Genomic DNA, 23797 nt, shown 5'->3' with positions numbered 1-23797 from the left:
ACGTTTTATTACCGAAATCCATGTAATAAAAAGGGCTAGCGCAAAAAGCGCTAACCCTTAAGTCAGATTACTGACGACGGCGGCGTAAGAAACCAAAGCCGAATAGTGACAATAGAGCGCCAAATCCAAACGCACCACCTGAACCATCGTAAGACGGTGCCGTAGGCTTAACATTGCTTGAATCACGCTTCTCAACCGTTACGGCAACCGATTTGCTATCAATGACGGTTACATCACCAGCAGCTCTTGCCATTTCAATACGCGTAAGCTTCATACCAAACGTAAAGTCACCAGTAGGAAGACCAACAACGTCAAACATTACGGTTTGATTGCCATCTTTTGTAAGGGTCACTTTAGGTAAAGAAACACCTTTAGGCATTGGTGAGATAGTCAACTCTGCAACATCACCACTCATAGGCAGTTCAGCATCACGCTTCGCAGTAATCTCAGCTTTTTCCTCATCAGTCAGAGAACCAAAGTTATCTGGTAACTCAGATTGAATAACACTAATTGCATAAGGAACATCTGCACGGCTGCTCTTCACTGCAATGTGCATCCCAGCTTCACCATATTTGTAGCCTAGAGATACCATTGCTGGATCGTGGTCTGATGAACGAATTGGTGTTTGCTCATAAAACGGGTTTTCAGTTTCGTTTGACGATTTTTTGTAGTTGCTGTAATCGTTCAATGAAGACTCAGCCGCGTTGATGTGCCAATCAGCCGCATCGACTAAACGATCTTTCAATGAAGGCGTAATTAACAGGTGATCCAACGAGCCAATCTCATTGTTGTATGAGTAACTCCATGCGGTTTTACCTTCAGGCGTTTTAAGATCAACAGCGTTCAAGTAACCAAATGTGGTATTGATTTTTTGACCATTTTTCTCAAATACATCTTTACCTACAAACGTATAGCTTGAAGCATAAATGTCTTTCTTAGTTGGGTTACCTGTTAGCACCAACATCGGATCTTCGTAGGTGTAAGAGTTCATGTCACCAAGGATAACTTGATCACCACCGATCTTCGCCATTTCTGTACCTAACTGGTAAGCAGCAGATACACGGAAGTTCTCACATGAACCTTGGTAATCATCGTTACGAACATCATCATTTACTGGGTCAAAATTATCCCACTCATCCCAACCAACCCAATCTTCATGACATGTAGATCCTTTAGATTTCAAGTGATTAATCGCAACCGTTAGTGTTTTACCGGTATTAAGAACATTGAAAGTCGCAGCAACTGAATTTCGTTGATAGTTGTCACCACTTTCACGAACTTCGCCTTTATCATCAATAAGGGCGCCGCCTTCTGGATATTCAACGACCGGAGCGTGCTGCTCTGGCATTTGAATAATTTGACCAGCAACAATCGACACTTTAGACGGACGGTAAATTACGCCCGATGTGATTGCATCGGAACCTATAGTGTCATTTTCATCAAGAATCGTATCGCCATTATTATCAAAGCCTACAAAGACATAACGGTTATGGATTGAGTTTTGATCACCACGCTTTGCGTAATCTTCTTCATCATATTTAGCATTTACCGCTGCAAGTAACGTTTTGAGCGCGCCAAAGTCACCAAAGCCGTTATTCTCAATTTCCATTAAACCAAGAATATCAGCATCTAAACCATAAATAGCTTCAACAATTTTAGCTTTCTGACGTTCATACTCAATTTCAGTCTTAGCACCACGGTTATCACCAAACTTATTATCACTACCGCCATAAGGAGAGTTGAAAAGGTTCAATACGTTTTGTGTCGCTACCTTAATAGTAAAGCCGTCATCATACTGCTCATCTACAATGTCATATTCGCCAGTATCATCACCATACTTATTTTTCTTCGACTCTGGACGTGGTGTGTTTGGAGTAATATCAGATGTTTGCATCTGATAACCACCCGCTTCAGGATCTTTTACAACTAAACGATATTCATCGTAAGTGTAAGCAATAACACCTTCAACATTCTTAATGCCATCATTAATACGAATAGGCTTGTCATAGCTAAAGTCAGTGTAGTAAGGAATCTTTCCGTTACTCGGTGCTTTTTCGCTTTCTAAGAACAGAGTTGCGTCGCGGTTTTGTTCAATCTTCGAGAGCGACTCAAAGCTACCCGCCACATATTCTTGGTTCGGGTGGAAGTTAGGCTCTTCATACGCCAAAGCAAGGTTATTACGGAATTTACCTTTATGGTAAAGCTCAAAATCAAACGCAAATGCACGAGTCACGCGCATGTCTTGGTTGCCTGCTTTCACATCATCCATGTCTTCAACAAGTTTGACTAACATGCCTTCATGACGCTCTAAAGTTTTCGCAAAAGAGCCACCATCTTCAGGTAGACGCTTGAGCTCTACAGGGCTTGGTGGCGTAATGCTGTTACCCGTTTCAACGATATCTTCAGTTAATGAAAGCTGAGTTTGACCGAAGTACTCACGAACCTGCCCTACAACTGTCACTTCTTTGCCGACTTCAGGTGAAGTACTTGAAAAAACAAATAGACCGTCAGAGGTTAGCGGGTTGCCATCGTTATCGTATAGGAAAAAGCCTTTAGAAAGACCACTACCTGCACTTGGTAGAGCGTAACCAACATAAGCGGTGAGTTTGTAAGTCGCTTCTGTTTGATAGAATTTCTCTTCACTCAGTGGGGTTCCAAACTCCTCTTCAATTAAAGGAGAGAACATACCGCTACCTTGAACTTCAGCTAAGGTCACTTCTGTCGGTGGTGTTGGTGGTGGCGGTGGCGTTTCTAACGTCGGTAGACCTAAATCAGTGTATACATCAGACCCCATATTCGCCCAATGTAGAACTTCGTATGTTTTATCTGGCGCTTTAGCATCATTTGTTCGACGGAAAGTAACTTCTTTGCCCCATTCAGTTCCATCCACACCAATGATATCGTGAATAACCGTGGCATCGGTGTCCGAACCGATCCAAACTGCATCATCGCCGTTAAAGTTTAGAGCATCGTGTCCAATAGCAGTACCGCCACTAGCATCGTTATAACTACCTGAATAGATAATATTCGCACCATTAACGGCTACCGCTGCTTTAAGTTCCGATGTCGCGTTATCTGCAACAACAACGATTGATTTACCAGCAGGAATCACCACGCCGCTCAATACTGGTGTTGAGTCATCTGGTTTCAATACTTTGTTCTTGTATTTACTATAATACAAAGCATGATCTGTGAATGTGAAATCAGTAGAACCAAAGTTTGTAATTTCAACTGCACTGTTTACTGCATATGCATCAACACTTGATTCAACATACTCTGTAATCACAATATCATTGATATCGGCCAGTGCAGCACCACTTAATACACTGCTAATCGCACCAGCGAGTAGAGTCATTTTTTTATTCATTTTCATATTCTCTCTGATTTAATTAGAAGTAAACGCGCGCGTATGCGTAAGCATCTTGTGCTGCTTCACCAGTATTCATCTCTAAAGCAATGACACTTGATTTAGTCGGTTTGTAGTTCACACCAATGGTTCCCCAAGTGCGCTCATCGCCCCAGCTATACTTATCTTCACCACTTGCCGCTTGCTCATTCTTATTAGCAATCGCCCACTTTTCATACTCTTCGAAGTTGTATGATGCTGTGAATTCCCACTGTGGAGTAAAGATGTATTTAGCTGAGACTAAGTAACCTTTGTTTTCTTGAGTTTCAAATTCGTTGTATTGGTTTACATCATTATCGTCATCATTATCAGCACAGTTAGCAATACAGACAGCATCAGTGGTTGAGACATCTTCATCTTCAAAGAAGGCATTCACACCGATATGAATTTGATCAGTTGCAGCAAAACGCGCACCGAAACCAACTAAGCGCTGTTCGCCGTATTTAGATTCACCGTCAGAGCCTGCGCGACCTTCCATTCCAACAACTGCAGAGAAACGCTCGCCAAAGTAGCCAACGTAGCCGTTCACCACTTCACCCAGTTTAGAGCCTGAAGATGACTCACTGTCGTAACTGTATGACGCGCCCACTTTGATAACATCAAAATACAAACCTTCGTATTTCACTGTCATGTCTTGGTCGCCCGCTTCACCCGTCTCTACCGTAGTATCGAAAGTAAAGTCACCCCATTTATCGTAATCATCAAATGCAGTATCCGTTAAACCGGCTTCAATGTAGTGCGAGTAACCTTGAGTTTGGTAAAGGTCATAACCCAAGAACACTTTATCAATCGCTAGAACCATATCGCCAGAACCGTATTTCCAGTTTTCGCGCTCATAATCTAGCTCTAGGCGGTAATGCATTTTTCCATTAAGGCCTTTTACGCCCATTGTGGCAAAAGAGTCATCAATAAAACTCTGGTCTTTATAAAACTCACCGTACTCGTAATCTGCACCAATGTGCCCACCAACGCCTACTTCACCGTAAAGCTTTAGAAAATCACCATTGTCATTTTTATAGATGGTTGCTGCGTTTGCACCGCAAGCAATAAAAAGCGAAGACAACGCAATCGCTATTGCATTTCTCTGGGTCATATCAATGTCCTTGTTGACTCATATTCATTTCGTATGATTATTAGATGTTCGCCTCACCAATAGAGAGCACAAATCAATAAAAGGCATGAATAGACAAATCAAGCTTTCAAATTGACGGCAGCACACATAAACACGCGCGGAGTAAAGGCTCTAAATACTGAGAGAAAGTCGAATATCACACTTTAGTATGACAATAAGAAGTCACATCCATATTTTGTGCGATTGACATCACGCTTGAGAATGCAACTTTATGACGAGAAATATCGTTTCAACAGAAATAGGTATTATTATGAGAATTATCTTTAACAGATTGCATTATCTTGATCTAGATCCCGGTTTTATAAATCATACAACTTTGAATAATCAGTAATTTAGCGACACCTAATAAAAAACCACCTAATGTAAGGTGGTTTTTTATAAATACTCAAAAAGCGTTAAATCTATGGGCGAGTAACGAATCCGACCGCTTCATACGCTTTTTTCAGCGTGACTGCCGCGCGTTCAGATGCTTTTTCAGCACCAGCTTTCATCACTTCATCCATGTAAGCTCGATCGGCACGGATACGATGATATTCAGACTGGATAGGAGTGAGCATTTCAATTAATGCCGCACCAACATCCTTCTTAAACGGTCCGTACATCTCTACGCCTTGGTATTGAGCTTCGATCTCTTCGAACGTTTTACCTGTTGCCGCAGAGTACAGACCCATTAGGTTCGAAATACCGGCTTTGTTTTCCCAATCATGTGCAATACGTGGTGGAGTTTCGGCATCTGTCTGCGCTTTGTTGATCTTCTTCTGAATCGATTTCGGGTCTTCAAGCAAAGTAATGACGTTCTTACGATTATCATCCGACTTAGACATTTTCTTCGTTGCATCTTGCAGGCTCATAACCCGAGCATTCACTGTTGGAATGTACGGTTCTGGCACTTGGAAAATACCTTGCTCTTCACTTCCGTATAAATTGTTAAAACGGTTAGCGATATCACGAGCCAATTCTAAATGCTGCTTCTGATCGCTGCCTACAGGAACTTGGTGCGCACCATAAAGTAAAATATCTGCCGCCATTAATACTGGGTAGTTGAACAAGCCAGCATTAATGTCATTAGCGTAACGTTTTGATTTATCTTTGAACTGAGTCATACGGCTCAGCTCTCCCATTTGAGTGTAGCAATTTAGAAGCCAACCAAGCTGAGCATGCTCTGGTACGTGAGACTGAACAAATAGCGTGCTCTTCTTAGGATCAACACCAACCGCGAGACAAATTGCTAATGCATCTAACGTTGCTTCATGCAGCGCTTTAGGATCTTGGCGAACGGTGATCGCATGAAGATCAACAACACAGTATTGGCAATCATAGTCGTCTTGCATCTGTTGCCATTGACGTAGAGCACCCAAGTAGTTACCGATACTTAGTTCACCAGACGGTTGAACACCACTTAATACGATGGGTTTGCTCATAGTTGTGATTCCTTATTACTAACTTTCAAACTGAGAATTGAAATGAATTCTATATTAAATTAAACCGTACTTACTTATGATATACGGTCTTTGCAGTGTACTCATTGGCGAGTATTTTACTAGTCGAAGTTGTCAACTTTTCGCCGCTTTAGGCAGAAACCATAACAACATCGACTAATTGTTGAATATCATCAGCGATATAGTCTGGGTTTGAGGCTGAAATTGGTTCGCCATGGTTATAACCATACGTCAAACCAAATGAAGCACAGCCCGCGTTCTTAGCCGCTAAAATGTCATTTTTTGAGTCGCCAACCATCAACATCTGTTCAGCACTGACGCTGTGTTTTTCAAGTAACCAATTCAATGCAATAGGGTCTGGCTTACGAACCGGAAATGAATCGCCACCGATGACATCGGTAAAGTACTTGCCGATATCATGTTGCGCCAATACCTCCGGCACAAAGACTGATGGTTTATTGGTGACTAACGCCAATATAAAGCCCGCTTGGTGCAGTGTTTTCAATGTTTGTTGGACGTTTGAATACAGATGACTCAGTTTATGCCCGCCTTGTGCGTAAAACTCATCGAATCGGATACGAGCATCCGCTTTTAGTTCATCACTCAACTCTGGGTTGATATCCAAGCTTTGGCTTAGCGCACGGCCAATCAAAATATCCGCCCCATTGCCAACATAATCACGAACTTGATCTTCTGTAACGGCAGGAAAACCTAGTGACTGACACGCCTTATCCGCTGCGACCGCTAAATCAGGCACGCTATCAAGCAATGTTCCGTCTAAATCAAAGGCAATAAGTTTAATGTTACTCAGGGTCATGGTGAGCTTCCTAGCGTCGTATTTTGGTTGGAAAACTAAAAAGGAGCGACAGTTCGCTCCTTATATCAAAGGTAATCAAAACAAGTCGTCCGATTACCATCATCTATTTTTACGATTAACGCTTAACTTTTGCAAGCTCTGCACGCATTTCGTCAATCACTTCTTTGTAATCAGGACGATTAAAAATAGCAGAACCCGCAACAAACATATCGGCACCCGCTTCTGCAATTTCACGGATGTTATCTACTTTAACACCGCCATCAATTTCTAAGCGGATTTCACGGCCTGACTCATCAATCATTTTACGAACGGCGCGTAGCTTATCTAACGTGTTTGGAATGAAAGATTGACCACCAAAACCTGGATTCACAGACATCAGTAGAATCATATCCACTTTATCCATGATGTAATCCAAGCAAGAAAGTGGCGTCGCAGGGTTTAAGACAACACCCGCTTTACAGCCATTTTCTTTTATCAGTTGAAGAGTGCGATCGATATGCTCAGACGCTTCCACATGGAAAGTGATCATCGTTGCGCCTGCTTTTGCAAACTCTGGAACAATGCTATCCACTGGCTTAACCATTAGGTGAACATCAATTGGAGCTGTAATACCGTAATCGCGAAGTGCTTTACAGATTGGCGCACCAAAAGTTAGGTTAGGTACATAGTGGTTGTCCATTACATCAAAGTGAACAACATCAGCACCATCAGCGAGTACTTTTTCTACATCTTGACCAAGACGAGCAAAATCTGCAGAGAGAATAGATGGTGCAATGAGAAAATCTTTCATACCTGACCTCTTAAGGCTAATAAGTTGGCTCACAAAATGTGAGTGAGTTGCGACAAATTTCGGGCGCAATTCTACCTAAGCAATCGTTTAGATCCTAGCTTTGAGGTCATATAGTTGGAGAAATGTTAGCTTTCGCTAGATGGCTCTTGGGTTAAAGCATTCTGCTGATCATGAAAAAGTGCCAATAATTCATCGACTTTATTACGGCTACCACCATTTCGGCTGATGGTACGCTTTACTTTCACCACATTAAGCTCTGCACCATGATACAAACGTCGAGTCAACGTTGTGTCGTGATTGGAGATAAGCACAGGGATCCCACGTTCAAATGCGGCTTTTTCTGCGACATCAGCAAGCGCTGCTTGATCATCGAGCGAAAAACCATTTCCTGCGTATGAGGTGAAGTTAGCGGTTGTCGACAGCGGAGCATAAGGCGGATCGCAATACACAACACAACCTTTACGTGCTCGACTAAAGGTTTCTGAATAACCTTCACATACAAAAGTCGCTTTCTTCGCTTTCTCAGCAAAGAAGATCAGTTCTTTTTCAGGGAAGTACGGTTTTTTATACGATCCAAATGGGACATTAAACCCACCCTTTTTGTTATAACGACATAGACCATTGAAACCAAAACGGTTCATATACAGAAAAGCCAACGAGCGATAAAAAATATCATCCGTTTGATTAAATTGCGCTCGAACGTCTAGGTATACTTCTTTGCGATTATATTCAGGCGTGAAAAAACGTTTTGCTTCCGTAATGTAAGCTTGAGGAGACTCCTTAATCAGATTATACAAATTAATCAGATCAGGGTTAATATCGGCGAGAAGGTAGTGATCGTAATCGGTGTTTAAAAACACGGAGCCAGCCCCAACAAAAGGCTCGACTAATTTACGTGCAGGCGGCAGATGACGCTGTATGTCCTCAACTAGGCCATATTTACCACCAGCCCATTTTAGAAATGCTCTCTGCTTTTTCATTTACCGCTCTACTTACCAACCACAAAATAAGGCTGCGGAATGTAACATATTTTGCCAAGAAGCTCAGTGTTATTTCGCACGTTCTATCTCTCTATGTACTTGATTCATAGATTTAGCCCAAGGACCAAGATTTTGAAGCGCTTTTGGTAGCGTTTCTACCGCATCTCGAGCCAATTGAATGGTTGGATAATCTTGATAGGTCACAATATACCAATCTTGACCATTACGAGCGGTTGGATACACACGAACTTGCTGCTGGATATTGTTATCTTCAATAAATACTTGAACATCTTCCATAGAGTTCATTGCGGCAAGCTGAAGTGTATAGCTGCGTGGTGACAAGGCTTTCAGCTCATCTCTCGCAAAGGAGAAGGTGATGACTTTGTTCGGAGCAGCTTGCTCTTCATTTACTGCAATCGCGGCTGTTGCGTCTGCAATAGCACTTTGCGTGTCTGCGGCTTCAGTCGAGTCAACAACAGGCTCTGCTGCTTGTTGTGATCTCTTCATAGCATCCGCGACAGCATTATCAATTACGCTAGTATCAACTGAGCTGGTATCAGCGGCGTCAGTCTCAATCACATCGCGACCAATGCTATCGGACTTACCATCTAACAGGGCATCAACCACATCTGATGTGATCACCACTCTCTGTTGAGAAGGCTCTGTAAATCCAACACTTGCTGTTTTACTTACGACGTTAGGCGGCAATGCTAAAGAATCATCTTCAGCCCCTGCGTAGTTGTCATCCACCTCAGCCTCTTGATTTAGGCGGTTAACCGAGCTCGATGTAGACGACGTCGATGCAGATAAGCTCGCCTCAGGTTCTGAGACGACCGTTAACTCTAAATTGGGTACAATGGCTTGCTCAGGATCTTCTGGCATTGGCTGACTTAACAACCACCAATAACCACCCCCAATCATGATGATGAGCAACAAGACTACCATCGCAATTCGAACTGGCGAACCCACCATTGCCTGAATAATAATCCTTTTTTCCACTTTCAGATCCCCCAAAGCCATTAACTCACCGGGTAATGGTTTTGTTTTTTTGAATGCTGAACGAACTCGTTTCTCCATATCATCAGCAACATAACGTACCACTAATGATTCAAAAAACTGTTCGGCCTCCCTGGCTGACAATGCATCAATTTCAATGTCGATCGGTTTATGTTCTTGCCCATAACTTAAGCGAGTAAGTAAAGGATCTAAACAGTTCGATTCTGTAAAGAGGACGACATTGATATTCCACAAGCTATTATGCTGCGCTTCTAAAACCAATAACCATAGTTCAGAAACTAAGATTTCACTCAACAAATGAGCATCATCAATCACGATCACCACATCGACAGCATCACCATCTAACAGGCGTTGTAAGCTATCAACGAGAGGATCGTGTTGATTAAATAATGGATCAGAGACTAACTGACTCAGCAACATCGCACGGTGTTGCTCATCATTTTGGCTCGGATGACAAAGTAACAAACATTGGTTTTGATCTTGAGCCCACGCTTCTAAATAACGTTGGGCTAACCAAGATTTACCTGAACCTTTACCACCATCTACGGTAATCAAATTAGAACCAAAGTTCGTCAAGAGCTGCAGTCGTTCTAGCAACTCTATCTGAGATTCTAATTCTAATACTCGCATTTCATGAGCCAAACTCATCTAACATCCCTACTGGCTAGGTATTCGCAATTATGGATTGATTGCGATATAAAAGCACAAACAAGAAGGACGTTCACTCACCCCGATGATGCGAGAAAAGCAAAGAGTCCATCATTATTATATGTTGCGGCAAAAATCGATTGCTTGCTGAATCATCGCCTCAGGAACATCAGAGACCACACTTGCACTTCCGATTCCTGTCGGTAGAACTAAGCGAAGTTGCCCTGAAAGGACTTTCTTGTCTCGCATCATATGTTTCATAAAATCATCAAAAGACATGCTTTCTGGCGTATGTATTGGTAACTTCGCCTTCTTCAGTATAGAGATGATTTGTTCAAGCTGCTGCTGAGAAATAAGACCTTGTAACTGCGCGGTTTTCGCCGCCATGACCGTTCCTGAAGAAACCGCTTCACCATGCAGCCAATTACCATAACCTAGTTCCGCTTCAATCGCATGACCAAATGTATGACCTAGGTTCAATAACGCTCTGATTCCAGACTCTTTTTCATCTTGTGCAACGACTTCAGCTTTAATTTCGCAACAACGTGCAATTGCCGTAATCAGTGTCTCTTCATCCAGACGATATAAATCCTCTAAATGCTCATCCAACCATGAGAAGAATTCGCCATCATAAATAATGCCGTATTTAATCACTTCCGCCATGCCCGCTGCGAATTCACGCTCAGGTAACGTTGATAAGCAGTTGATATCGATAATGACAGACTGAGGTTGATAAAAAGCCCCAATCATATTTTTACCCATAGGATGGTTAACGGCTGTTTTTCCGCCAACAGAAGAGTCTACTTGCGACAAGAGTGTCGTTGGTATTTGAATGAAATCGACACCACGCTGATAACACGCAGCCGAAAATCCCACAAGATCACCAATCACTCCGCCACCTAATGCGATCACGACAACATCTCGTCCATAGTTGCCATCCAGCAAATAGCTCATCACTGAATTAAACGTATCAAGACTTTTGTACTGCTCACCATCAGGAAGTTCAAGCAGAGAGGCTTGGCATCCAACGTGTTCAAGTAAAGATAGGATTTTATCCGCATACAAAGGCCCGACGGTCACATTGCTGATCACGACGACTTTTTGTTTTGCCGACAAATAAGAAAGGTACGCCGGGTCGTCAAATAACCCGGCGCCAATAGAAATAGGGTAGCTACGCTCTGCTAGATTGACCGTAATCCGTTCCATGGTTTGATCTCCAAAAAATGAACTTAACGTTCTTCTAGCATTTTTACGATCTGGTTGGCTACCACTTTTGCACTTTGATCGTCAGTACGAACCGTATAGTCCGCCACTTCATCATAAAGTGTATTGCGTTCCACTGCTAAGTCTTCTAAAACTTCGCGTGGGTTGTCAGTTTGAAGTAAAGGACGCTTCTTGTCGCGGTTAGTGCGAGCAAGTTGCTTTTCTATCGTTGTCTCAAGATATACAACGATACCACGTGCAGATAGACGGTTACGGTTTTCTTTGCTCATCACTGAACCACCACCTGTCGCAAGAACAATACCCTGTTCTTGAGTCAAATCGTTGATTACAGATTCTTCGCGTTTACGGAAACCTTCCTCACCCTCAACATCGAATACCCAAGCGATATCAGCGCCAGTGCGCTCTTCGATTACAGTATCAGAGTCCAAAAACTCCATATGAAGTTGGGATGCTAGGTGTCTACCTATTGTACTTTTGCCGGCGCCCATCGGGCCAACAAGAAAAATATTGCGTTTCTCAGCCATGTTTAGCAGTAATTTACAACGTTAATTCAATGACATCGCCACAAGGTGTTCAGTATAAAAACTGAAATAATAAAGGCCTGTGGCACCAATTCCTCACAGATATCTCGTGATAAGACCCGAAATTATCAAGGTATGATGCCACTAATGCAAATTATATTTTGATCTATGGCGTAAATTTTAGCAGTTATTGCACTACAACCTTAGGTGTAACGAAAATTAAAAGCTCACTTTTCCCAATGTTTTCATAGCTTCGGCGGAAAAGTGCCCCTAATAATGGCAAGTCTCCAAGCAGTGGAACTTTATCGACGCTATTGACCACGCTGTGCTGAAAAATCCCCCCTAAAACCACAGTTTCCCCATTATTAACCAGAACTTGAGTTCCAATTCTCTGTGTATCAATGGCAATTGCCTCTCCCGTTCCCGTTTTCACCACTTGGCCCGGACGATCCTGGGTTACACTCAAATCGAGCACCAAACGATTATCGGGCGTGATCTGTGGCGTCACCTTTAAACTTAGAACCGCTTTTTTAAATGATACCGATGTCGCTCCACTCGACGCCGCTTCTAAATATGGAATTTCGGTACCTTGTTCAATGTAAGCTGGTTTTTTATTGGTGGTGATTAAACGAGGGCTAGAAATAATTTCGGCTTTTGACTCTTGCTGCAATGCCGAAAGCTCTAAATCCAACAGCGTATCCGATCCTAATTTCGCCACCTGGAACGCAATACTCGAAGCATTAGGCGATGTGGCGGCAAGGTTCACACTCAAAAAGTCATCAATACTGACGCCGCCACTGCCTTCATCACCACCATCGCTACCGCCATCACTGCCACCTCCATCGTAAATACCGATAGCGCCTAAGTTACTTTCAAGCGAACCACCAATTGTTGTAGACCCATTAGTGGATGAGAACCCCCAACGAACCCCAAGTTCATCAAGGTTGCCCTCTTTGACGGTCACGATCCTAGCTTCAATTTGAACTTGCTTCACCGGAATATCTAGTGAGGTAACAATGCTGCGTATCACTTCAATATTCTCTGGCAACTCTCGTATCAATAATGAATTGGTTCTTTCGTCAATCGTAAGGGACCCGCGCTCAGACAGCATCGTGATTTCCCCCTCCCCCATGATCATCTCAGCGATATCTGATGCTTTAGCAAAGTTGATGGTGAGGATTTCTGATTTAAGCTCAATAAGTTCATCATTCATGCGTAGCTTTTCTAGTTCCCGCTGCTCACGAAGATCCAACTCTTCTTTAGGCGCGACAAGAATGACACTACCTTCGACTCTTTTATCTAACCCTTTAACTTGTAGAATAATATCAAGCGCTTGCTGCCATGAAACTGAATCTAAACGCAGCGTTAAGTTGCCAGATACCGAATCTGACACCACCAAATTAAAATCATTGTAATCGGCAATCAGCTGCAATACGTTTCGTACTGCAATATCTTGGAAATTAAGTGAAATCAACTTCCCCTCTTTATCTAAAATACTCTGTTTCTTTTCGGGTACGGGCTCTATAACAGGACTCACCGTCACTTCTAGAAAACGATCTTTTAACGCATAACTGTACTGATAATCTTCCGATACGCGAATGTCGAGCTGTGTGTTGTGTTTATTACGCGATACCTCGATATTATTTACTATCGTCGAGAAATCTTTTACATCAATAATATTGAGCTGCTCATCCGATACCTGAGTATTAATCAGCTCAACTTGTAACCCTTGAGGCGTACTTTTCAAAGCATCGACCTTTGATTGCTCTCCATTCAAATAGCCTCTCTTCACATCCACCACAATGGAGCGTGAGCTTAACTCAACAATAATGACTGCTTCTTTGTCCTTATTCAGTTTAAAGTCAATATTTTGTAGCTCGTTGAGTGTCAGGTCCGCTGCGCCTGCCGTTGAGGCCAAGCACAGTGCACCAACGATGGCGCTTCGAATAAACCAGCGCATTAATATCTCTATTCCATTCATCATATTTACGTCTCAATCCTAAAACTATTTCAAACCTAAACTATTTCAAATTTAAGCTATTCAAACCTAAGCCATTTAAATCTAAGCCGCTTCAAATCTAGGCTACTTCAATGCCAACTTAACATGACGCTTATACCAGCAGCCCAAGCCATCAGGCAGCGTCTCATTAATTAATAAGTACTTCGCATTCACTTGAATCACTTGGCCATTATTGAGGCCCATGTACTGCCCATTTTTGACTTTCTCAACGCTTCCTAATGGCGTCTGCACAAGACCCGATATCGCACCACCAGATCCCATCACTCCTTTTAGGCGTAATTTTCCAATCGGATAACGCTCCAACCGACCCGACTTAGAGCGAGATCTGGGCTGCCAGCAATCCGTCTTGACCTTAGGCTGAGTGTGAACCACAGCTTCTTTGGGTAGAACGAAGGGTTCTCGCCCCATTCGCTGTGTATAGGGCTGCACGGATAATTGAGCCGCGGGTTCAAGCTGAATGGCTTGTTTACGCACTTGCCGCTCAACTTGCTGGACGTATTCATCTAATGGCTCATGATTTGCCTTACAACCCATTATGAGTAGAGGGAGCACACAGAGTGCCCATATAGGGTTAGGGTTAGCCTTCACTTTTCACCTCCGGTTTGAATTGGTAGGTATAGGCTCGAACTCGAAAATGCAAAGTACTGCTCTCTTGACTGACCCTTTGCCAATCTACGTCATCAAAACTGATGATCCTTGGCAGTTTGGCAATCGCTTCAGCAAAGTCACCTATGTCGTGATAACTACCCGTTAACTCAATATTCAGCGGTAAGCGATACAGAAAATCCTGATTTTGCTTCTCACCCCAATCGATTCGAGTAAAGGTTAAGTCATGGTCCAACCCAAGCTCATTCACCGATGCCAACATGCTCGCTAGCTCTTTCTGCACGGGTAGCTGTTGCAACAGGTAATCGTAACGACTGGTCAACTCCGTAAGTTGAGACTGCAACATTGGCAACACAGCCACTTTATTGGCCTTGATGTGCAAGGTAGATTTAAGCGTTTGTTCCTGCTGCTTTAGTTGTTGTAAATCCTCATTTTGAGGCACCCAATAGAACCACGCTCCGACACCTTGAAGTACAAGGATCAGCACTAAAAGCACCAGTGACTGAGCAACCAGCGGCCACTCAGTGATTTCGTCCATATCAAGCTCTTGGAAGTTAACCATGCGATCCTCCTAATTTAGCTTGCGAAGCCACCAGCTCATCAGTTTCTGTCTCTTTCTTTTCCTCAGACAAATTAAAAGTGAACGACACATTGAAGGTTTGAAAATCGATCCCAAAACGCTTTTTGCCCAATACGATTGAGTGCATCTCTACATCGACCAGCAATGAAGAACGCTCTAAATTATCGAGCATCGTTGCCAAGCGAGCGGTGCTATCACTGATCCCTGATAGCTCAAGATCCTGACCATTCATTTTGATTTTATCGACATACACCCCTTCAGGAATCAGTTGAGCAATTAAGTTCATGAACTCCGTCGTTTTATTTCTCCCTCTCTGCAGTTTTTCAACCATGTCTAAACGCGTCATGATCGAATCATGCTCCTGCTTCACCACATCCAGAGCATCAATTTTAGAATCTAACTGGGCGATATATTGCTTAAGGTAAGTCAGCCGCGCTTGTTGCTGGCTCTTTTGATCAGAGAAATAGAGGCCCCCACCCCACTGAATGCCAACTGCCAGCAAAAAGCTTAGAATGACTAAACCGAAAAACCGGCGACGATGCTGTGCGCGCTTTGCCTCCCTCCACGGCAATAGGTTTACCCGATGTAATGCATGACTACTGTCTAACATGAGCCGCCTCCATCCATTGAATCCCACTCACCGCCAACCCCGCAGCTGTGCTGTATACCTGGCTATCTGCCCTAAGCACCTTCCGTTTCGATGTCTTATCCTCAAACAGACTAAAAAGGTTTAAAATTTCACAATCTAGGCTCAATTCTCGACTCAAATGCTCCGACAGCATGGGAATGTTTGCCCCTCCTCCAGACAGCCAGATACCCTCCACCGTTTTCTGATTATTCACCGATGCATAAAGTTGAAGCTGTCGCCGAATCCGCTCAAATACTTCTTGGAAAAATCGGTCTACGTTATGATCGGAAGCGGCATCAAGTGATGGGTTGTCATCTAAAGATTTGGCGTGGCGAGTCCCATAAGCGATATCTTTATGGAAAGGCGATTTTCCCTCAGGAATGCTGCACAGCGAGATCTGTGTTAAACCGACATCCACCAGCATCCAATTTTTCTTATCTGGATGTTGATGAGCGAGCAACTGCCATACTTGCAATAAGCTATGAGCCTGAACGTCCACCACATAAGGTGTCATTCCTGCCTTCAGTACTACTTCAGCACGGCTTGCTACCACCTCTTTACGAGTCGCGTACACTTGATAGCTCGTCATCGAAGCGTGAGAGGTCGAAGCATGAGGGGAAGTTCGTGGTGTTCGAGAGGCCGAATCGATTGACGCTGGCAGAGTGCCCACTTTAAGCCTATGTTTATCATCAAGTTTGATAAAATCTAAACTGACCTCTTCAATCGGAAATGGAGACTGCTGGGAAAAGGCTTGATAAAGCGCGAATTCGAGCTCTCTATCTTGTAGCTCACTGTCGATTTGCAACACCTTGCTGATTACGGCATTGTCCGGGATCGAAATAGCGACTTGACGACTAAATAGAGGTAGCCCCTTTCTTAGTTCGTTTAATTTCTTTACAATTTTCTGATAATTCAGGGTGTGGTTATCAGCGACAATACCATCTGTAATAGGCAACTCTTGATAACTCATCAGAGCATAACGTCCACCCATTGATTTCAGTACTACCGCTTTAATGCTGTGATGCCCGATATCAATACCAGTAATTAATGATTTACCCATACAACTTAGCTCCAGTGTATTACTTAGCTCAAAAAGGTTGTGAATATTGGTTAAATAAGCGTTAATTAACACCAGAGCTAAATATTTAGCCTAGAGTACAAGGGTTTACAGCCCGGCAGCCTCAACTAATCAGGGATTATCCGGTGAAGTTCATAAAGCGATTGTTCATATTTTCATTTATTTGCACCATTCTTGGAGTGAGTACAATTTTTGGGTTCTACTTATACGTGAAACCAGAGTTGCCAGACGTTGCGACATTACGCGATGTAAAACTCCAAACACCGATGCAGGTCTACAGCCAAGATGGCAAATTGATCTCTCAATTTGGTGAGAAAAGACGTATCCCTCTGAAACTAGAAGAGATGCCACCAGAGCTGATTGAGGCGATTATTGCGACCGAAGATAGTCGTTATTATGATCACTTTGGATTTGACCCCATTGGTATCACCCGTGCGGCGATCACTGTGATTGCATCTGGCAGCGCAAAACAAGGTGCCAGTACCATCACCCAGCAACTCGCTCGAAACTTTTTCTTAACTAACGAGAAAAAGATCATGCGTAAAATCAAAGAGATTTTTATCGCAGTCCACATTGAGCAGTTGCTTTCCAAACAAGAAATTCTGGAACTTTACCTCAACAAAATTTACCTCGGACACCGCTCTTATGGTGTAGGAGCTGCCGCGCAAACCTATTTTGGTAAAGAGCTAAAAGATCTTTCACTTGGTGAAATTGCTCTCATTTCAGGTTTACCAAAAGCGCCATCCACAATGAACCCTATCTATTCGGTTGAGCGTGCAACTCATCGTCGTAATGTTGTATTAATGCGAATGCTAGATGAGCAATACATCACTCAAGAGCAGTATCAAGCGGCTCGCGCAGAGGTGCTCACATCGAAATTCCATGGTGCTGAAATTGAACTCAGTGCCCCTTATGTGGCAGAAATTGCCCGAGCATGGATGGTAGAACGCTACGGTGAAGAGGCTTATACCTCTGGAATGAAAGTGTATACAACCGTTGATTCTACACTGCAAAAATCAGCCAACACGGCTGCGATTAATAACCTTATCGCTTACGATGAACGCCATGGATATAGAGGGGCGGAGCGCACTCTTTGGACGCCAGAACAAACAGCTTTCGATACTGAACAAATAGAAAAATCACTGAAGTCACAGCCAACCTATGGTGAATTGGTTCCTGCTGTCGTGACTAAGGTCGAGCCGAAATCGGCAACGATCTGGGTCAAAAACAGAGGTGAAAAGACGATCACTTGGCAAGGTATGAATTGGGCTCGTAAATTCATGACCGACGACCGTCAGGGGCCTGCGCCAAAAAACGCGACTGACATTCTAGCGACAGGTGAACAAGTTTGGGTTCGAGCGGTGACGTTAGCTCAAGCCGATTCGAAACCAACATCAGAAGAAAACGCCGATAGCACTATGGTTGAATGGCGCTTAAGCCAAGTGCCGAATGCGAATACGGCCTTTGTGGCAATGAACCCAGAAAATGGCGCTGTACTCTCTTTAGTCGGTGGCTTTAACTTTGTACACAACAAATTCAATCGAGCGACTCAATCGGTTCGACAAGTGGGCTCCAGTATCAAGCCATTTATCTACTCTGCCGCGATAGACAAAGGATACACACTTGCCTCTTTAGTCAATGATGCGCCGATCAACCAATGGGACAAAAGCCAAGGCACCGCATGGCGACCAAAAAACTCGCCACCAACGTACATTGGCCCAACTCGTTTACGCATTGGTTTAGCACAATCGAAAAACGTCATGGCAGTACGAGTATTACGTAATGTTGGCTTAGATGAAACTCGTGAATACCTCACTCGTTTTGGGTTTGATATTGACCAAGTGCCTCGCTCAGAGACCATTGCATTGGGCGCGGGCAGTTTAACCCCAGTTAAAATGGCGCAAGGCTACTCTGTTTTCGCGAACGGCGGTTATTACGTTGAGCCTTTCTACATTAATCGTCTTGAAGGGCCTTATGGGGATGTCATTTTTGAAGCGACACCAACCACCGTATGCCGACAAGATTGCTTAACTGATAGCAATACGAATGACACGAATGATCTCGCTCTACAAGATAATGAGTTCAATGAACAAGATATCTTGCCTGACGGAGAGCAACCTAAATACGCACCACAAGTGATTTCTGAACAAACGGCGTTCTTAGTTCGTGAAATGATGTACAGCAACATTTGGGGGGGTGGTAACTGGCGAGAAGGAACGGGCTGGAACGGAACCGGTTGGCGCGCTCAGCCGCTTAAACGCCGTGATATTGGCGGAAAAACCGGAACCACCAACGACTCAAAAGATGCATGGTACAACGGCTATGGCCCAGGCATTGTTGCCACCGCTTGGGTCGGTTTTGATAACCACAATCGTAAACTTGGAAAATCAAAACCCAATAAGAACCTTGGAAAAGATCAAATCAGTGGCGGTGAAGCGGGAGCTAAAACAGCGCAACCTGCTTGGGTGAGCTTCATGCGAGTGGCATTAGAAAACACGCCAGCACTACGCAAGCAGCTACCTGAGAACATTGTTCGCGTTAGAATCGACCGCGAAACCGGACTGTTAACCAACAAGTTTGATGGCTCATCCATGTTTGAGTACTTCTTAAAAGGCACAGAGCCAACGGATTATGTGGAAGAGAACTTGGGTGACAATATCTACTCAACTTCAGACTCAACAGAGAGTGAAGCGCTTTTCTAATTACAGGTTAAACGTACTTAGTAAGTAAATAACCAAGCAATCAAAGCCAGTGATGATTTACCTCACTGGCTTTGTTCTTTTTACGGCGACCCAAAAATCGCCCCCGCTTACTCAAATTCAGGTAAGCAAGATTCAATTGCAGAAGAGAGTTGCTCAAAACGCTTTCTCAATGGCGATCCAGGACGATAAGCGAGAACAATTTTACGTGATGGTTCAGGGTTAACGGCTTTTAAATAACACACGCCATCTTTCACTTTTTCCTTCGGTAAGCAGAGCTGAGGAAGTAAGGTGATCCCCGCCCCTGCCGCCACCATGTTTCGTAACGTCTCTAGACTGGTTGCTTTGAAACGTTCATCATCTTTTGCTCCTGCAGCAAAACAGAAGCCTAGCGCCTGATCTCTTAGGCAGTGACCATCGCCTAAACTCAGCACCGTTTTTCCATTCAACGCCAACATATCCAGTTGATCTAATTCCGCCCATTCATGATCGCAAGGCACCGCAATACTCAATGGTTCATTGTAAACCTCAAGCTCCTTAAACGGAGCCGTCTCAGCAACAGAAGCCAGAACCAAGCAATCTAACTTCCCCTCTTCTAATTGACGGACAAGCTGATGAGTTTGAGCTTCATGCAAATACAGCTCTAACTCTGGAAACTGCTCTTTCAACTGAGGCACAATCTTAGGGAGTAAGTAAGGCCCCACGGTCGGAATAAAACCAATATGCATCGGGCCTGACATCGCATCGCCTTGTCTACTCGCCAACTCTTTGAACGTTTTCACTTCATTTAAGATGGTTTTCGCTTGCTCCACTAACTGCAAACCAGAATCCGTAAACAAAACTCGACGGCTGCTTCTTTCCAACAATGTTGTGCCAAGTTCCTCTTCCAATTTTTTTATCTGGCCACTTAATGTCGGTTGGCTAACAAAACACGCTTCTGCTGCTTTACGAAAATGCTTATGTTCGGCTAAAGCTACTAGGTACTCGAAATCACGAATGTTCATAAAACCGTTTTCCTGTTTGAATTCATAATTGATAGGAAATATCTATCAAAACCATAGCACCAAACGATTAGAACTATCAAAGCAAATCTTCAATAATAGCTTCAACAAAACGGAACGATGAAATAAAACGTTCCAAACTCATTAAAGAAAATTGAAAAGGAAACATTATGTTTGCATCTAAAGAAGGCCAAAACGTACCACAAGTCACTTTCCCAACTCGCCAAGGTGACGCTTGGGTAAATGTGACTAGCGACGAGCTATTCAAAGATAAAACCGTCATTCTATTTAGCTTGCCGGGTGCATTTACTCCAACATGTTCATCAAGCCACTTACCACGTTACAACGAGCTATTTTCTGTATTTAAAGAGCATGGCGTTGACGAAATTGTCTGTGTTTCAGTAAACGACACGTTTGTAATGAACGCGTGGAAAGCAGACCAAGAAGCAGAAAACATCACCTTCATTCCAGATGGTAATGGTGAGTTCACAGATGGCATGGGCTTACTTGTAGACAAGAACGAGATTGGCTTTGGCAAACGTTCATGGCGTTACAGCATGCTAGTGAAAAATGGCGTGGTAGAAAAAATGTTCATCGAACCAAACGAACCTGGCGACCCGTTCAAAGTATCTGATGCCGATACCATGCTGAACTACCTTGCACCAAACCATAAAGAGCAAGAGTCTATTACGGTATTTACTAAACCTGGCTGCCCTTTCTGTGCGAAAGCGAAACAAAACCTGATTGATAACGGTCTTCAATATGAAGAAGTTATTTTAGGCAAAGACGCAACAACGGTAAGCCTACGTGCAATCACTGGTCGCACAACCGTTCCACAAGTCTTCATTGGTGGTAAACACATCGGTGGTAGCGAAGAGCTTGAAGCGCATCTAGCAAAATAACGCTTAATAACTTTAAACCATTGCTTACAACTTGAATCGGTTTCTGGCTCACCTCAAGAGGTCGCCAGAAATCGATTTATCATGGTAAGCCAACACGAAACATTCCATTGAAGTTAAGTAAACAGCCAGAGAACTCATTATGAAACAGATAAACGTTGATGTAGCCGTCATTGGTGGTGGTACCGCAGGACTTGGATCTTACCGAGCAGCAAAAGCACACACAGATAGTGTCGTGATGATCGAAGGTGGCCCATACGGCACAACTTGCGCCCGTGTTGGTTGCATGCCTTCTAAACTACTGATTGCCGCGGCAGAAAGCGTTCATCAAATCGAGAAAGCACCAGCCTTTGGAATTCATCCGCAAGGTGAAGTTGTGATCAACGGCCGAGAAGTCATGGACAGAGTCAAACGTGAGCGAGACCGTTTCGTTGGCTTCGTACTAGAAGGCGTCGATGAGATCCCAGCTGAGGATAAAATCTCTGGCTACGCAAAATTCGTCGATAACACCACCTTAATTGTTGATGACCACACGCAAGTCAACGCTAAGCGTATTATTATTGCGACAGGTTCTCGACCTGCCTACCCTGGCGTTTGGAATGAACTTGGCGATCGTTTAGTGATTAACGATGATGTGTTTGACTGGGATGATCTGCCTCAAGCGGTAGCCGTATTTGGCCCAGGAGTAATTGGTTTAGAACTTGGTCAAGCTCTGCATCGTCTTGGCGTAAAAACCAAAATCTTTGGTCTAGGCGGTCAAGTCGGTCCAATTACCGATCCTGAAGTGATGGCTTACGCCAATAAAGCTTTCCAAGAGGAGTTCTACCTTGATGCTGACGTTAAAGTCGAAAGCATGAAACGTATTCCTTCGCCAACGGGTGAAGGTGATGACAAGGTTGAAATCCAGTTCATCAACCATGACGGCGAACTTGAAACCTTCATTGTTGACTACGTGCTTGCAGCAACTGGGCGTCGTCCAAATACCGATAAGTTGGCGATTGAAAACACAGGAATAGAACTCGACGAACGTGGTGTTCCAACCGCCGATCATTACACACTGCAAACCTCCGTCGGCAGTATTTTTATTGCTGGTGATGCAAGTAACCAAATGCCACTGCTTCACGAAGCGGCTGATCAAGGTCGTATTGCAGGCGATAATGCAGGACGATTCCCTGATATTCGAGCGGGACTACGCCGTTCAGCCATTTCAGCGGTATTCTCTGATCCACAAATTGCGATGGTGGGTGAAACGTACAAACAAATCACCACACGCTTAGGGACTTGTGGCTGCTTTGCCACTGGTGAAGTGTCGTTTGAAGGGCAAGGTCGTTCACGTGTCATGCTGCGTAATAAAGGTTTGCTGCATGTGTATGGCGAACAAGGGACTGGCCGATTCTTAGGCGCTGAAATGATGGGACCGAATGCAGAACACCTCGCTCACCTATTAGCATGGGCGCATCAGAACAAAATGACCGTATCTGAAATGCTAGATATGCCATTTTATCACCCGGTTATTGAAGAGGGTGTACGTACTGCACTGCGTGATTTAAATGCCAAACTGCATTTAGGTCCAGAGATGATCAAACATTGCTTAGATTGTGGCCCTGGTTGTTAATACCTCCGTTCGCGGTTAATAATTCCGTTCACGGTTAATCACATCATGCTTTAACACCGCAGGGGCTTAACTACTCTGCTGTCAGATAAAAACGACGATGCTTTGGTATCGTCGTTTTTTTATTCTTAAAAAGCAGCCACTCGGTAGCAAGATAAGAAAAAAGCGCAGACAAACAGACAACAGGGTAAAGCCGGAATATAATTGAGTTCTTACTTTCACTTGAGCGGAACCCATGGCTTGTAATGATTGCCGAAGCGCTTGGTTTTGGAAAAAAATCGGACGCTGCCAACGCTGTATGGATCAACTCACCGTCCTGTCCGTTCTATGCTGGATTGTCTGGTGGTTTGGATTTAAAGAGGCGCCCACCAGTATTGAATCAATCACATTGATCATGGCGGGGTTTGCTTTTAATGCTTTATTGTTTCTCCATTTATGGATGAAGTATGTGATCTTTCCTTGGAGAGAAAGGAAGCATAAAAAGTAAAAGGATCATGGTAGGCCGAAAGCTTAGCTCTCTATTCAGGTGCAGATTCAAGTCCCATTCCAAACCCAAATCGCAGATAGAAAAAAGCCCCTAATCCAAATTGGTTAGGGGCCTTCTTAGATTCTTCTAAGAAAAAGCAGTGGTACAATTAAGACTGCCGCTTTTTCAGTTAGTTCAAAAAATATAAAATTTATTTGTTAGCACTTGCTAATT

Annotated in this window: 19 protein-coding genes; 4 read left to right on the top strand and 15 right to left on the bottom strand. The window is 43.6% G+C overall.

The window, feature by feature from the left end; translation table 11 throughout:
* Positions 1–67: 67 nt before the first annotated feature.
* From OCV39_RS01235 to pilM, 14 genes are all read right to left on the bottom strand, one after another.
* Positions 68–3367, bottom strand: coding sequence for an ExeM/NucH family extracellular endonuclease (locus tag OCV39_RS01235; RefSeq protein ID WP_261888795.1), 3300 nt, complete (start codon positions 3365–3367; stop codon positions 68–70).
* Between the two features lie 22 nt (positions 3368–3389).
* Complete coding sequence (locus OCV39_RS01230) at positions 3390–4499, bottom strand: porin (protein WP_261888794.1); 1110 nt, start codon at positions 4497–4499, stop codon at positions 3390–3392.
* Between the two features lie 440 nt (positions 4500–4939).
* Positions 4940–5959, bottom strand: a complete 1020-nt coding sequence (trpS, locus tag OCV39_RS01225; protein ID WP_171756778.1) for a tryptophan--tRNA ligase — start codon at positions 5957–5959, stop codon at positions 4940–4942.
* 148 nt (positions 5960–6107) lie between these two features.
* Positions 6108–6794, bottom strand: coding sequence for a phosphoglycolate phosphatase (locus OCV39_RS01220; RefSeq protein ID WP_261888793.1), 687 nt, complete (start codon positions 6792–6794; stop codon positions 6108–6110).
* 115 nt (positions 6795–6909) lie between these two features.
* Entirely contained in the window at positions 6910–7584 is a 675-nt protein-coding gene (rpe, locus tag OCV39_RS01215) for a ribulose-phosphate 3-epimerase (RefSeq protein ID WP_017052570.1), read from the bottom strand.
* Between the two features lie 125 nt (positions 7585–7709).
* On the bottom strand, positions 7710–8564 hold the full coding sequence (locus tag OCV39_RS01210) for a Dam family site-specific DNA-(adenine-N6)-methyltransferase (RefSeq protein WP_136996025.1): 855 nt from the start codon (positions 8562–8564) through the stop codon (positions 7710–7712).
* A 69-nt stretch (positions 8565–8633) separates the two neighbouring features.
* Positions 8634–10229, bottom strand: a complete 1596-nt coding sequence (locus OCV39_RS01205) for an AAA family ATPase (protein WP_261888792.1) — start codon at positions 10227–10229, stop codon at positions 8634–8636.
* Positions 10230–10346: 117 nt separating this feature from the next.
* Positions 10347–11435 (bottom strand): 3-dehydroquinate synthase, encoded by a 1089-nt coding sequence (gene aroB, locus OCV39_RS01200; RefSeq protein WP_261888791.1) that lies wholly within the window; start codon positions 11433–11435, stop codon positions 10347–10349.
* A gap of 23 nt (positions 11436–11458) precedes the next feature.
* Positions 11459–11977: a shikimate kinase AroK gene (aroK, locus tag OCV39_RS01195; RefSeq protein ID WP_017052574.1), complete on the bottom strand. Its 519-nt coding sequence runs from the start codon at positions 11975–11977 to the stop codon at positions 11459–11461.
* Positions 11978–12161: 184 nt separating this feature from the next.
* On the bottom strand, positions 12162–13958 hold the full coding sequence (locus OCV39_RS01190; RefSeq protein WP_261888790.1) for a type IV pilus secretin PilQ: 1797 nt from the start codon (positions 13956–13958) through the stop codon (positions 12162–12164).
* Between the two features lie 99 nt (positions 13959–14057).
* A complete protein-coding gene (locus OCV39_RS01185) occupies positions 14058–14582 on the bottom strand; it encodes a pilus assembly protein PilP (RefSeq protein ID WP_390903227.1) in 525 nt (174 codons plus the stop codon).
* The gene (gene pilO / locus OCV39_RS01180; RefSeq protein ID WP_017052577.1) at positions 14572–15162 is read right to left on the bottom strand and encodes a type IV pilus inner membrane component PilO; all 591 of its coding nucleotides are present in this window, start codon (positions 15160–15162) and stop codon (positions 14572–14574) included. The genes OCV39_RS01185 and pilO overlap by 11 nt, the downstream gene beginning before the upstream one ends.
* Positions 15155–15790 carry a PilN domain-containing protein gene (locus OCV39_RS01175; protein ID WP_261888789.1) on the bottom strand — a complete coding sequence of 212 codons (636 nt, stop codon included), beginning with the start codon at positions 15788–15790 and terminating at the stop codon, positions 15155–15157. Before OCV39_RS01175 ends, pilO begins: the two co-directional genes overlap by 8 nt.
* Positions 15777–16868 carry a type IV pilus assembly protein PilM gene (pilM, locus tag OCV39_RS01170; RefSeq protein ID WP_261888788.1) on the bottom strand — a complete coding sequence of 364 codons (1092 nt, stop codon included), beginning with the start codon at positions 16866–16868 and terminating at the stop codon, positions 15777–15779. Before pilM ends, OCV39_RS01175 begins: the two co-directional genes overlap by 14 nt.
* Before the next feature lie 143 nt (positions 16869–17011).
* Between pilM and OCV39_RS01165 the strand changes: the two genes are divergently transcribed.
* Entirely contained in the window at positions 17012–19588 is a 2577-nt protein-coding gene (locus OCV39_RS01165; protein ID WP_261888787.1) for a penicillin-binding protein 1A, read from the top strand.
* Between the two features lie 107 nt (positions 19589–19695).
* On the opposite strand, the gene oxyR is transcribed toward OCV39_RS01165, so the two are convergent.
* The gene (gene oxyR / locus OCV39_RS01160) at positions 19696–20589 is read right to left on the bottom strand and encodes a DNA-binding transcriptional regulator OxyR (RefSeq protein ID WP_017052581.1); all 894 of its coding nucleotides are present in this window, start codon (positions 20587–20589) and stop codon (positions 19696–19698) included.
* A gap of 167 nt (positions 20590–20756) precedes the next feature.
* On the opposite strand from oxyR, the gene OCV39_RS01155 reads away from it, so the two are divergent.
* The 3 genes from OCV39_RS01155 to OCV39_RS01145 all read left to right on the top strand — a co-directional run bounded on the left by OCV39_RS01155 (position 20757) and on the right by OCV39_RS01145 (position 23584).
* Positions 20757–21488 carry a glutathione peroxidase gene (locus OCV39_RS01155; RefSeq protein ID WP_261888786.1) on the top strand — a complete coding sequence of 244 codons (732 nt, stop codon included), beginning with the start codon at positions 20757–20759 and terminating at the stop codon, positions 21486–21488.
* A gap of 139 nt (positions 21489–21627) precedes the next feature.
* Positions 21628–23100, top strand: a complete 1473-nt coding sequence (locus tag OCV39_RS01150) for a dihydrolipoyl dehydrogenase (RefSeq protein ID WP_113797209.1) — start codon at positions 21628–21630, stop codon at positions 23098–23100.
* Positions 23101–23332: 232 nt separating this feature from the next.
* On the top strand, positions 23333–23584 hold the full coding sequence (locus OCV39_RS01145) for a DUF3624 domain-containing protein (protein ID WP_029203375.1): 252 nt from the start codon (positions 23333–23335) through the stop codon (positions 23582–23584).
* Positions 23585–23797 lie beyond the last annotated feature (213 nt).

This window comes from Vibrio cortegadensis, assembly GCF_024347395.1.
Lineage (GTDB): Bacteria > Pseudomonadota > Gammaproteobacteria > Enterobacterales > Vibrionaceae > Vibrio > Vibrio cortegadensis.
This window is presented reverse-complemented; position numbering and strand designations above follow the sequence as displayed.